This window comes from Alcanivorax sp. MD8A, from assembly GCF_002888555.1.
In the GTDB taxonomy this organism is placed as follows: domain Bacteria; phylum Pseudomonadota; class Gammaproteobacteria; order Pseudomonadales; family Alcanivoracaceae; genus Alcanivorax.
The window spans coordinates 50,606-63,261 of record NZ_AQOQ01000005.1 but is presented as its reverse complement, the minus strand read 5'-3'; the positions used below and the strand labels follow the sequence as shown (position 1 = coordinate 63,261).

Sequence of the window (12,656 nt, the reverse complement as noted above, 5' to 3'; positions counted from 1 at the left end):
GCCATTGATTGGCGCTTACGTCGCGGCGGAGATTGGCTGACGCCAATTTCCGCCCTACGGGTTTCGCAATGACCTTTGATCTCGCCGCCGATCTTGAAAAGCGCCGCCAGCAACATCGCTTTCGCGAGCCGCTGGTTATGGACGGCCCCTGTGGTCGCTTTGCGCGCTTGGCAGGGCGTGATTACCTGAATTTCTGCAGTAACGACTATCTGGGGCTGGCCAATGACCCGGAGGTGATTGCTGCCTTTCAGCAGGCCGCCAGTGACTGGGGGGTGGGCAGCGGTGCTTCTCATCTGGTGTGTGGTCATCAGCGTCCCCATCAGGATCTGGAGGAGGCGCTGGCAGCGCACACCGGCCGTGAACGCGCTTTGCTTTTTTCCACGGGCTATATGGCCAATCTGGGTGTGATGTCTGCGCTGCTGGGCAAGTCTGATGCCGTCTTCGAAGACCGGCTTAATCATGCGTCCCTGCTCGACGGTGGCTTGCTCAGCGGCGCCCGTTTTCGTCGCTTCGCCCACAACGATCCCGCTGCACTGTCGCGCCTGTTGCAGCGCAGCGACGCGCGCCGCAAATTGGCAGTGGTCGATGGCGTGTTCAGCATGGATGGCGACGAAGCACCGCTGACGGCGCTGGCGAATGTGTGCGAGACCAATGATGCCTGGCTGATGGTGGATGATGCCCATGGCATTGGCGTACTGGATGAGCGAGGGCGAGGGTCACTGTTTTCCCAGGGCGTGAATGATCGCGTGCAGGTTCTGATGGGCACCCTGGGCAAGGGGCTGGGTACCGGCGGTGCTTTTGTCGCCGGAAGCCAGCAACTGATCGAGACCCTGATACAATTCGCCCGCACTTTTATTTATACCACCGCCATGCCGGCGGCAGTGGCGGCGGCAACGCTCACCAGCCTGAAGAAATCACAGCAGGAACACTGGCGCCGGGAAAAACTGGCGGAGCTGGTAACGCGTTTTCGTGCCGGCGCCTGTGAGCTGGGCTATACGCTGATGGACTCGCAGACGCCGATCCAGCCGATCCTGATCGGCAGCGATGCCGATGCCATGGCGCTGAGTGCTGCGCTCAGGGATAAAGGCTTTCTGATCAGCGCGATCCGCCCGCCCACCGTGCCGGAAGGCGAGGCGCGTTTGCGCGTGACCCTGTCTGCGGCCCATGAACTGGCGGATGTGGATGCGTTGCTGGCAGCGCTTGATGAAGTCGGACGTCGGAAGTCGGACGCCTGACGCCCAAAAAGGCGAGCCTGTTTTACTTCTGCCGTCAGACTTCCGACGTCAGCCCCGTGACTAAAGGATCTTTAATGCCCAAGCTGATTCCCTACCACAACACCTACAAGGCCACTGGCGTAGAGGATGCCGAGGCGCAGGATGTCGTCCTGATTCATGGCTGGGGGCTGCACGCCATTGTCTTTGATGACATCGTGCCGGCGTTGCTGGAACGGTTCAGGGTGACGGTAGTGGATCTGCCCGGCATGGGCCAGAGCCCGCTGCCGGCGGCCGATTACACCCTCGATTTTCTGGCGGATCAGATGCTGGAGATTATGCCGGAGAAAGCCCACGTGCTGGGCTGGTCGCTGGGTGGGCTGGTGGCGCTGGCCATGGCGGACAAGGCGCCGCAGCGGGTGCAGTCGGTGGTTACGGTAGCGGCGTCTCCTCGTTTTACCTCGACAGAGGGTTGGGACACCGCCATGAAGCCGGAAATTCTCGGCAAGTTTGCGGAAATGTTTGCTGAGGATCAGGAGGGCACCCTGGTGCGTTTTCTGGCCCTCAACTGCAAGGGCAGTGCCGCCATGCGCGCCGATACGGCGCGGCTCAAGGAGATTCTTTATTTCTGCGGATTGCCTGCGCCCAAAGCCTTGCGGGGCGGGCTGGATATTCTTCGTGATGCGGATATGCGCGCGGTGTTGCCGACGCTGCCAATGCCGGTGCTGATGGTGTTTGGCGAAAACGATCATATTGTTCCTGCGGCCGCCATGGCGGCCTGTGAGGCCTTGATCAATACCGGTCGCACGGCGTTGATCGAGCAGGTGGCCCATGTGCCGTTCCTGTCAGCACCGGACACCTTTACCCAGGCCATCTATGACTTCTGGCGGGAATATGCTCTGACGTCGGATGTCTGACGCCGGACACAAAACTATTCTGATTTGACGGTTTGATTATTGTCGTCAGACGTCCGACCTCAGACGTCTGACTTGTTTCAAGGAGCGCGAGCATTCAAGCGACAGCAGACAAGCAGCTGGTCGGCCAGCACTTCAGCCGCGCCGCGCGCAGCTACGATGAGCATGCGATCCTGCAGCTGGCCGTGGGGCGCTCGCTGGTGCAGCGCTTACCGGCGCAGTTGCCGGTGAATCATGCGCTGGACCTGGGCTGCGCCACCGCGCCCTTTGCCCGGGCCCAGCAGCAGGCACTGCCGGATGTGCACTGGCAGGCGGTGGATCTGTCTCCAGCCATGCTGGCAGAAGCGGCCGTGCGTGGCCGCCTGAATGAACGCTATCAGCCTCTGTGTGCCGATGCGGAACAGCTGCCGCTGGCGCAGGCCAGTCAGGGGCTGGTGTTCAGTTGCTTCGCCCTGCAGTGGTGTGATCCGCAGGCCGTGTTGCAAGAAATTTCCCGGGTGCTGGCGCCAGCTGGGCGTGTGCTGCTGGCGGTGCCGTTGGGTGGTTCGTTGCAGGAACTGCAGCAAAGCTGGCAGGCGGTGAACCAACGCCCCCATGTGAATGCATTGCCGACATTCAACGACTGGCAAAACGCGGCGTTCAAGGCAGGTTTTGCCGATGCGAATTTGCAGCAGCAGGTGATGGTGGAATACTACGACTCCGTCAAATCCATCGCCCGCCGCCTGAAGGCAACCGGTGCCGACCATGTCAGTGGCGCCACCGGCCTGACGGGAAAGAATGCCTGGCAGGCAATGGTGGCCGAATACGAAACGAAAAGAACCGCGCAAGGCTTGCCGCTCACCTGGAATGTGCTGTTTCTGGAAGCGGAAAAAATCTGAGCTACAAGCTACAAGCTACAAGCTACAAGCTACGCTTGTGGGATAGGAAAACCTCACATGGTTCCCGGGTTTTTGGTTAATGGAAATGCCTTGCCAATCGTCGAGTTCGGCGACAGGCAGGATCTGATGCCCCTGTGGGAGCTATGCTTGCATGGCGATCCTCGTCTCAGCGAGGTAGAGATTTCAGAGCGCATGTAAACCGCTCTGTTTCTACAAAACAACGACAACGAAGCTGCTGATTTAAAGGTGCCCCATGGAAAACCAGAAACCACCCCTTCCCGCTCTGAAAGGCATCTTCTTCGTCACTGGCACCGATACTGAAGTCGGCAAGACCTGGGTCAGTTGTCGCCTGCTGGAGCGTGCCCGTGAAGCGGGGCTGAGTTGCTACGGTCTCAAGCCGATTGCGGCTGGCTGCGAAGCGACTGCTGATGGCTGGCAGAACGAAGACGCGCTGCAGTTAATGGCGGCCAGCTCGGTGAAGCTTCCCTATGAGACAGTGAATCCCGTCGCCCTCAAAGCAGCCATCGCGCCGCATATTGCCGCGCAGCAGGAAGGCAAGGTGGTGACGCTGGCCAGACTGGCAGGTTATGTGCGCGGGGCCCTGAATGCGCACAAAGCCGATCTGATTCTCATCGAGGGTGCCGGGGGCTGGCGGGTCCCACTGAATGATCGGGAAATGTTGTCAGGGTTGGCCAAGGAGTTGGCGTTGCCGGTGATTCAGGTGGTGGGCATGAAGCTGGGTTGCATCAGTCATGCGTTGCTGACGGCTGAAGCGATTGAAAAGGACGGCTTGCAGTACGCCGGCACCATGGCCAATTGTTTTGGGGATATGGACGTGCGCGAAGAAAATCTGTTGACCCTTCGCCAGCATTTGCCGGGCGCGTTTGCCATCGTTTAAACATGCGTATGTCACGCCCTCGTCACGTTTAACTGGGCGGTTACAGGTCGCTACATAGCACTACAGTGCTACTACCCAAGGCTCACTGTTGCCGTGCAATTTCCTGCCTACTCTTGGAAAGCTGTTGTTGATGACAGCTTTTCAGGGGGTAAGGCATGGATCGAATCCGTCGTAATCTTGTGCAGGCTATCGGGGCTGGCACCACACTGGCATTGGCAGGCTGTGGCGGGGGAAGCAGCTCCTCCACCCCGGTGGTCAATAATCCCGCGCCAAATGTTCCTGCTGATCCTGAGCCGCCCGGCGGTCCGGATGCGTTGCCATCTGTGACGTTTCTGCATGGCGTGGCCTCTGGAGACCCGCTGGCGGACAGAGTGATCCTGTGGACTCGTGTGACCCCGGACCAGTCCGGCGTGGTGGTGCCGGTGGAGGTGAAGGTCGCCAGTGATCCGGCCATGCAGCAGATTGTCACCTCGTATACGACTACTACCAATGCGGATGCGGATTACTGCGTCAAAATTGATGCCGACGGGCTGGCTGCCGGGCGTTGGTATTACTACCAGTTTCAGGTGGGGGAGACGCAGTCAGCGGTGGGCCGGACACGCACCTTTCCCGCCGCCGCAGATTTCATCGATCGCGCCCGTTTTGCCGTCGTTTCCTGTTCGAATTTTCCCTATGGCTTTTTCTCGGTGTACCGGGCCGTGGCCAACCAGGGTGACCTGGATTTTGTGCTGCACCTGGGTGATTACGTGTATGAGTATGGGGCCGGCGAATACGGCGACTTCCCCGAGCGTGATCCGCAGCCTTCTCATGAGATGGTCAGCCTGTCGGATTACCGCTTGCGTCATGCCCAGTACAAAACCGATGAAGATCTGCAGGCGGTACATCAGCAGTTCCCGATGATTGCGGTCTGGGATGATCACGAGTCCACGGATAACAGTTACCGCGATGGTGCCAGTAACCACCAGCCGCTGACGGAAGGCGACTGGGAAACCCGAAAGGGGGTTGCCCGTCAGGCGTATTTCGAATGGCTGCCGATTCGTCCCCGCGAGCCGGGTAATCACAATGTGATCTACCGGCAGTTCCGTTTTGGTGATCTGATTGATCTGACCATGCTTGATACCCGTCTTGAGGGGCGTGATGCCCAGTTGACGGTGCCGTTGGATCCCGCCCGCAATGATGAAGACCGTCACCTGATCAGCAGCGAGCAAATGGACTTTCTGCTGGAGGCGCTCAGCCAGTCTGATGCCCACTGGCGCTTTATCGGTCAGCAGGTAATGTTCGCCCAGCTCAATATTTTGGAAATTCCCAGTCTGGATGAGCGGAGTGCGCAGCTTCGCGGCAATCTGTCCGCCATCAACATGGATCAGTGGGACGGGTATGCAGCCGATCGGTTGACCATTCTCAATCACATCGACGATAACGCTATCGACAACGTGGTGATCCTTACCGGTGATATCCATACCTCCTGGGCCAATGAAATTTACCGTAATCCGGGCTCCCTTCTTGGCGACCTTTTCGACAAGCCCTTGGCGGCAGAGTTTGTGACGCCGGCCGTGACCAGTCCGGGCTTCCCGGAGGGGGCCGCCGAGGTGGCTGGCGTGCTGATTCCGGTAGTTAATCCGCATATCCGTTACGTGGAAGCGAAATCCCGCGGATTCATTCTGGTGGACGTGACGCGCGACCGGGCTCAAGGGGAGTTCTATTACGCCCAAAGCATCGAGTCGTATGATCTGCGTGGCCAGATTGATACCAGTAAAACCAAGGTTGTTGCGGTGAAAAGTGGCGACAGCCGTATCGTGGAAGATGGCCCTGTGTCACGCCCGCGCACCCTGCGTACCGCCCTGTTCCACCCTCCTGTTTCTTCCCCCGTTAGTGGGCTCAATTCAAGTAAAGAGGTGTTGTCATGATATCCCCGTGGAAAGTGTTGCCGCTGGTCGCGGCCATTGCATTGGTCGCCTGTGGCGGCGGTAGCGGGGGCTCTTCCGGGGGCGGGGGTAGCAACACCCCAACGCCTAATCTTCCCTCTGGCCCTGGCGGCGAGGATGACGGCAATGGGGATGGCACAGAGGTATCCGGGAATCCCCCGGCCGCCCTGCGGTTTATTGTCATTGGCGATTCCGGCAGCGGCTCGGAAGGTCAGTATGCGGTCGGTGAAGCCATTGCCGAGGTGTGTGACCGCAAGGATGAATTCGTTGACGATATGGCCTTTCCTGGCTGCGACCTGGTGGTAGGGCTGGGCGACAATATCTATGAATCCGGGGTGACCAGTGTGGATGATCCCCAGTTTGAAGATAAATTTGAAAAGCCTTTTGAGCCGGTACAGCTGCCTTTCTACATGGTGCTGGGAAATCATGACAACACCGGCTATGTGGGCGGTGATGGCGCGGGGAACGCCCGTGGCATGTTCCAGGTGGACTACACCTATTTTGACGGCAAATTGTCTAACCGTTGGAACATGCCGGATCGTTACTACCAACACAGTGCCGGGACGACGACCCTCGGGGGGCGCCCGCTGGTGGATTTCTTCGCGCTGGATTCCAACCCCATTGCAGGAGGGTTTGCCGACCCGGATATTGCTTACGCGTATCACACCTATGGTATTGATCAACGCAACTGGGCGGTGAATGCAATCGGCAGCTCTAATGCGGTGTTCAAGATTGCCATGGCACACCACCCCTATCTTTCCAACGGAACGCATGGCAACGCCGGTAACTATGATGGTGTGCCCAGTGAAATTCTTCCGGTGTTGGCTGGTGAGCGCTGGAAAGCCTTTATGGAAGAAGCGGTGTGTGATCAAACCGATTTCTTCCTGGCCGGGCATGACCATGATCTTCAGGTGCTTGAAGCCGTTCCGGCCTGTGGGCGCACAGAGTTTGTGGTGAGTGGTGCAGCCGGGAAGACCCGTTCCATTGATGACCCGGAACGCAATGCGGCCCGCTTTCAGCAGGGCGATGAATATGGCTTCTTCTGGGTCAAAGCAACCGAAGCCGACCCGGACACCATGACGCCGGCCACTCTGTGCCTTGAGGCCTACACGGTGAAGCCCGGAACAGAAGGGCTCGGTGTGGTTGCGGGCGGTAGTGATACGCTCACCCCCAGTTATACCCATTGCTTCGAAAAACAGCCCATGGCAATGATCGCCCCAAGCAATGATTTTTCGGGGCAGGCACTGGGGGGCTATGCCTTGCCGTTGCCGCTGCCGGAGGGCTTCGATGCAGATTTTACCGGCCCGCTCAAGGAACTGCGTGAAACCCTGCTTGCCGGATTTACACAGGCAGGGAGCCATTTGCCTGAAGAGCAACGACAGGTGTTTGACCAGATGCTGGCCGGCACCGACATTCTTTTCAACGCACTGGATGCGGCTACCGCGGCTATTTTGAGTGGTGACAGTGGCGAGATTGAGCAAGCCCTGCAGGCGGTGCTGGCGGCTTCGGAGCAGCTTGAAGCCATTGATACTGGTGCACTGCCCGCTCCCTTCGACCAGCTGGGCGGAGCCTTTGCGTCTTTGGCTGACGGTTTTGGTAATGCGGGTGTCGCGCCGGGCGAAGGTGGTACGGTCGATGATATTGCGTTTATTGCAGGCCCGCTTGTGGCGCTGGCGCGTAACCTGAATAACATCCTCGATGGTATTGAAGAACAGGTGCCTGGCGAGGTGCCGGTGCTGGCGGGGCTGACGTCCGTGTTGTCCACAGTGTCGTTTGGTTTGGCCAATACCCTTGAGCAGCTGGTAATGCTGGATACCTCGGCCACCGGGGAGCAGCTGGTTGGCACGGTTCATGCGACTTTGGAGTCGCTGGTGACCGATGTGCTTTGGCTCAACCAGATTCCAGAAGCGGGGGATTATGCGACCTTGCCAGGGGATGCGCTGTCCTCCACGTTGCTGACGGTAGTACGTGAAGTGACGGAGCAACTGGATGAACGTGTGCTTGGCCCATTGGGGCCGCTGCTGGATCTGTTGTCGCCGATCACCAATTTGCTGGCAGGACTGTTTGACGGGTTATAAGGCCGTCGTCATTTGTCTTGCTTGTACGAAACCGCGGAGCTTGCTCCGCGGTTTTTTTTTGCGAAAGAAAAGCGTGCGAGGCGCAGGAAGTAGTGTGGGAGAGTTCTCGAAAGAACGTTGTAATGAGGCTAACGCATAACCGTCGGGCGGTGGTGTCCACAGGCAGCTTGGTTGCCATCCAGTGCTCCCAGGCTTTCCAGGGTAGCAATGACTCTGTCTACGGTGATGCCTTGCAGACAGGGGTAGCTGTCCATGACGCAGCTGTTGCGCTGGCATTGCGAATGGCACTGGCGTTGGCGTAGCACCGTTGCCCGACGGGATAGTGGCGACCAGAGTGTGTCGCTGGTGGGGCCAAACAAACCAACCGTGGCAAGCCCGCAAGCCGCAGCCAGATGCATCGGGCCGCTGTCGTTACCCACATACCCCTGGCTCTGCTGCATCAGGGCCACCAGTGCCTCGAGACTGAGCTGGTCGCACAGGTTCATGGCGGGTTCGCAAAGGAATGTTTGAATACGCTCAATCTGCGCGCGATCCTTCGCGCCGGCACCGATCAGAATCGGGGTCGCGCCCAGCCGGCGCAGTCGTTGGCAGAGGCTGGCAAATTGTTCCGGGTGCCACATCTTGTAGGTCTTGGTGGCACCGGGGTGAATCAGTATCGGCCTCGGTTGTTGGGTGGGCTGTAACGGATGTTGGGCAATGTCCTGCTGGCCTGCCCTTGTGGCGTTGAGGGGCAGGTAGTTTGCAGGTGTGTCTGCAGCGGGCAGGCTGAGGCTCGCATACCCCAACCAACGATGGCCGGAAAAGTCGGCACCATGGCTATGGCTGTAAAACCAGCGGCTGTGCCGGCGGGTAGGGCCATGGCGCGTGGCTGCGCCGCTGAGCAAACTGAGTGTCGCTGATTTTTGCTCACCCTCGATATCCACGCTGTGTTCAGCGCCAAAGCGACGCAGGGCACGCAGAAAACGCAGGTAATGGCGGGCGCGATGCAGAAGGGGTTTGTGAGAGGCCAGTTCAGCATCCGGGTACCACAGCACCCTGGTCTCACCGGGCAGCGCCATGGCAATAATGGATTGATAACGCTGATCAATGACCAACAAACACTCTTCCTGATCATCCAGCATGGCTTTCAGATGAGGCAGGGCAATCAGCAGATTGCCCATATGGCTACAGGGAAAAAGAATCAGCTGGCGAGGCATGGCAGCAGCGGGAGTGTCATCCTTAACATGGAGAACCAGCCTAGCCACAGCCTATGACGAGCAGATGACAACAGGAAAGGCGATATCAGCTATCAGCTATCAGCTATCAGCTATCAGCTATCAGCTACGCTGGGTTTGGAATGGAAAACAAAAAATAGTTCCCGGTTTTTTTAGAAGAACGGAAACGCTTTCCCGATCGTTGAGTTCGGCGCCAATAAATAACCCGAGCACCAGGTAGCAGCCATGCTCGCATGGCGAACCGAGCCCAAGCGAGGTAGGGATCCCAGAGCCCCATCCAAACCCAAACCCAAACCCAAACCCTAAAATCACATCCCGCTAGATGCCCCCGTGAATCACAGGTTCATGACATCAATAAAAACACTTACAACGAACAAAACGAGGGCTGCCGATACCCGCTTTCCTTCCCCGCATGCCAAAAAAACCGCACTCATGCTTGAGCGCGGTTTCTGTTTTTCGGGCTGCTCCAGGCGGAAATTCGCGTTGCAGCGTGAGACTTGCCGCTTGCAGCTAGTCCCTCTCTATCAGCCACTCCGCAATCCTGCCCCAGCTTTGCGTCTGCGCTGCGCTGCTGCCCAGAATGCCCATGTGGCCGCCATCGATGGTCAGGTAGGTCTTGTCCTTGCTGCGCACCAGTGTATCCATGGCCAGACTGCAGTCACGGGTCACAATGGGGTCGGCACCGCCAGTAATGTTGAGAATATTGGCGGTGACGCGGCTCAGGTTGCCTTCGCTGCTGGCCATGGGCAGTTGCCCGTGGGCGACCACGTTGTCGGTCCACAGATAGCGAACGATGTCCTGAATGACGCCGCCGGGGTAGGCCACCATGTCATCGAGAAAGGCGCCATTGGTGGCATGGGCCGCCACGAATTCGCGGTCGTGGAGGTTCCTCACCAGATTCATGTAACCCTGCAGGCTACCCACCGGGTTGGTGAGTTTAAAGGCCAGACTGTTCATCCAGCCAGGGGAGCGTAGCAGGCGTGCCGGTACGTCGTGGATGCGCAGGCCGGTGTTGCTGCGAATCCACTTTGCCTGGCGGCTCAGTCGCCGGTACTGGGCGCCCAGTGCACCATTGCGATGGTAGTCGCAGGGGGTGCCGACCAGCACCAGATTACGGATATCCGGATCATTGCCCAGAGCGGTGTAGCAAAGGCTGAACAGCCCGCCGAAACTCCAGCCATGCAGGCTGAGTTGCTGTTGTCCGCTGTGCTGACGTACCTGTACCAACATCTTGGGCAGGTAGTCGGCAAAGTAGCTGCTCAGGCTCAGGTGGTTGTGATATTTACCCGGGCGCCCCCAGTCCACCATGTACAACTCAAAACCGCGGGCGCGCAGGTAGCGCACCAGGCTGCGTTGCGGGAACAGATCATAGATCAGCATGTTCACCGCCAGCGGCGCGACCAACACCAGCGGGGTGCGCTGGGTGTGTTCGCTGACGGGCATCACCGTTCCGTCACTGAGAGGAATGGCTTTTTCCTGCAGTGGCGGGTAGTAGCGCAGCTTGACCAGACCATCGTCGAACAAGGTGTCGTAAGGGGTCTGTTCTGCCTGGCTCAGGCGCTCTGCGTCGAACAGGCGCGCACGGCCATTGTCCAGGCGGTGAAGCCATGGGCGGGCTTTCTGCTGCAGGGTGTCAGTGAGCATGCAATGCACCGGCGTTGTGATTCGGGCCGGCCATTGTAGGGAAGAACGCGGCGGGTGCACTTGCCGTGCGGCCCGCCGCTGACGTCCTTGCGGTTACCCCATTCATCACGGTCATTGACGGGTAACCTGAGGGAATCAGGGGTGGTAGTGGCCCAGCGCGCCTTTCACTCTGACCACGCTGCCGGCTTTTAGCTCGGGTTCAAAACCGGCCTTGCCTTCCGGGAACAGCAGTACCACGGTGGAGCCCAGCAGGAAGCGGCCCAGCTCGTCGCCCTTTTGCAGGGTAACCGGGGCGGTGCGCAGGTAGTCGGTGGTCACCACCTGTTTGGGGAGCGGGGTGACCTGGCCGGAGAACACGGTCTCGATACCTGCGACGATCATGGCGCCCACCAGAATCACCGCCATCGGGCCATTGTCGGTATCGAAGATACACACCAGACGCTCGTTGCGGGCAAACAGGTTAGGCACCCCGTTGGCGGTAGCCTCGTTCACGGAGAACAGGTCGCCGGGCACATAGCGTGTTTCGCGCAGGGTGCCAGTGAAAGGCATGTGTACGCGATGGTAGTCCCGCGGGGACAAGTAAATGGTGGCGAACTGGCCGTTGGTGAATTCGCTGGCCAGGGCGCTGTCGCCACCGACCAGGTCATACAGGGAGTAGTCATGCCCCTTGGCCTGAAACACCTGATTGGCTCGGATGGCGCCCAGCTGGCTGACGGCGCCGTCGGCCGGACAGGCAATGGCGTTGGCAGCGTCCGCTTCCAGGGGCCGGGCGTCCGGTTTCAGGGCGCGGGTGAAGAAGGCATTAAAGCTGGGGAACTGGTCCGCATCCTGAGTCTCGGCCTCAGACAGGTCGATGCCGAACTTCTTCATGAAAACGTTGATGAAGGTGGTCTTGATCCACGGCACTTCGCTACGGGCAAGAAAGCCCACCAGCCGGGAGAGGCCGTGTTGGGGCACCAGATACTGCAGAATCACAAAAAGCTTGTCGCGTAGGCTCAAGGGAACATCCTTAGAGTAATCAAACAGGTTAGTCGGGTTTGGCCACCGGGGTGTCCGGGTGGTTGCCCCATTCAGCCCAGGAACCGGCGTAACCCCGCAGGCGCGGGTAACCGAGAATCTTGCCCACCAGCCAGGAGAAACTGGAGCGGTGGTGGGTCTGGCAGTGACAGATCACTTCCTTGTCTGGGGTGATGCCGCGGGCTTCAAGTTCCGCACGGATGTCATCCAGCGGTCGCAAGCGGAGGTTGTTGCTGCGGTCCATGGCGTCGGTCCATTCGTAGTGAATGGCGCCGGGAATGTGGCCGGCTTTCTGGGCAAAGGCGCGTACCCCTGCGTATTCCTCTTCCGAGCGTGAGTCCCACAGGGCTAGTGAGGGCGAGGTGTGATGCTCGAGCAGGTAGTCCAGGTGCACTTCCGTGAGCGGGTCGTGTTCACCCACTTCATAATCGCTGGCCACCGGCTCGGGAAAGTCGCTGCTGGTGGGGTGTCCCTCCGCCAGCCACGCATGGATACCCCCGTTGAGGTAGCTGTAGTGCTTGTGGCCAATGGCGTCCAGCGTCCACAACAGGCGGCCGGCCCAGCCGCCGCCTTCGTCGTCGTAGGCCACCACATGGGTATCCGGTGTCAGCCCCAGACTGGAAAACAGGTCACTGAGGGTATCGTCATCCGGGATCATTCCCGGCGCCGGCTGCGCGCCGCTCTGCAGGCGTTTGAAATCCAGATGGATTGCCCCCGGCACATGGGCCTGTACATAAATCGCAGGCTTGCTCAGGTCGATGATCAGCAGCTTGTCATCATCAAGATGCTGGGCGAGTTCGGCGGGTTCTAGCAGCAGAGGCAACATGGGATCAGTGAACAGTTAACAGTGAATAGTGAACAGCGAAAACAGGATATC

10 protein-coding genes are annotated in these 12,656 nt (G+C 59.1%); 6 read left to right on the top strand and 4 right to left on the bottom strand.

Features of this window, described 5'->3' with window-relative positions:
• Positions 1–68 precede the first annotated feature (68 nt).
• The 6 genes from bioF to A15D_RS04075 all read left to right on the top strand — a co-directional run bounded on the left by bioF (position 69) and on the right by A15D_RS04075 (position 7,904).
• Complete coding sequence (gene bioF, locus A15D_RS04100; protein WP_102790883.1) at positions 69–1,235, top strand: 8-amino-7-oxononanoate synthase; 1,167 nt, start codon at positions 69–71, stop codon at positions 1,233–1,235.
• Positions 1,236–1,309: 74 nt separating this feature from the next.
• Positions 1,310–2,128, top strand: coding sequence for a pimeloyl-ACP methyl ester esterase BioH (bioH, locus tag A15D_RS04095; RefSeq protein ID WP_102790882.1), 819 nt, complete (start codon positions 1,310–1,312; stop codon positions 2,126–2,128).
• A 92-nt stretch (positions 2,129–2,220) separates the two neighbouring features.
• On the top strand, positions 2,221–3,003 hold the full coding sequence (gene bioC / locus A15D_RS04090; RefSeq protein WP_102790881.1) for a malonyl-ACP O-methyltransferase BioC: 783 nt from the start codon (positions 2,221–2,223) through the stop codon (positions 3,001–3,003).
• 253 nt (positions 3,004–3,256) lie between these two features.
• Positions 3,257–3,901 carry a dethiobiotin synthase gene (bioD, locus tag A15D_RS04085; RefSeq protein WP_022985267.1) on the top strand — a complete coding sequence of 215 codons (645 nt, stop codon included), beginning with the start codon at positions 3,257–3,259 and terminating at the stop codon, positions 3,899–3,901.
• 155 nt (positions 3,902–4,056) lie between these two features.
• Positions 4,057–5,808: an alkaline phosphatase gene (locus tag A15D_RS04080; RefSeq protein WP_102790880.1), complete on the top strand. Its 1,752-nt coding sequence runs from the start codon at positions 4,057–4,059 to the stop codon at positions 5,806–5,808.
• Positions 5,805–7,904 carry a metallophosphoesterase gene (locus A15D_RS04075; protein WP_102790879.1) on the top strand — a complete coding sequence of 700 codons (2,100 nt, stop codon included), beginning with the start codon at positions 5,805–5,807 and terminating at the stop codon, positions 7,902–7,904. Before A15D_RS04080 ends, A15D_RS04075 begins: the two co-directional genes overlap by 4 nt.
• A 128-nt stretch (positions 7,905–8,032) precedes the next feature.
• Here the strand turns inward: A15D_RS04075 and A15D_RS04070 are convergent, their stop codons facing one another.
• From A15D_RS04070 to A15D_RS04055, 4 genes are all read right to left on the bottom strand, one after another.
• Positions 8,033–9,100 (bottom strand): glycosyltransferase family 9 protein, encoded by a 1,068-nt coding sequence (locus A15D_RS04070; RefSeq protein ID WP_102790878.1) that lies wholly within the window; start codon positions 9,098–9,100, stop codon positions 8,033–8,035.
• 528 nt (positions 9,101–9,628) lie between these two features.
• Positions 9,629–10,762 (bottom strand): alpha/beta fold hydrolase, encoded by a 1,134-nt coding sequence (locus tag A15D_RS04065; protein WP_102790877.1) that lies wholly within the window; start codon positions 10,760–10,762, stop codon positions 9,629–9,631.
• A gap of 135 nt (positions 10,763–10,897) precedes the next feature.
• Entirely contained in the window at positions 10,898–11,761 is an 864-nt protein-coding gene (gene asd, locus A15D_RS04060; RefSeq protein WP_102790876.1) for an archaetidylserine decarboxylase, read from the bottom strand.
• A 28-nt stretch (positions 11,762–11,789) separates the two neighbouring features.
• A complete protein-coding gene (locus tag A15D_RS04055; RefSeq protein WP_102790875.1) occupies positions 11,790–12,605 on the bottom strand; it encodes a sulfurtransferase in 816 nt (271 codons plus the stop codon).
• Between the last annotated feature and the right edge of the window lie 51 nt (positions 12,606–12,656).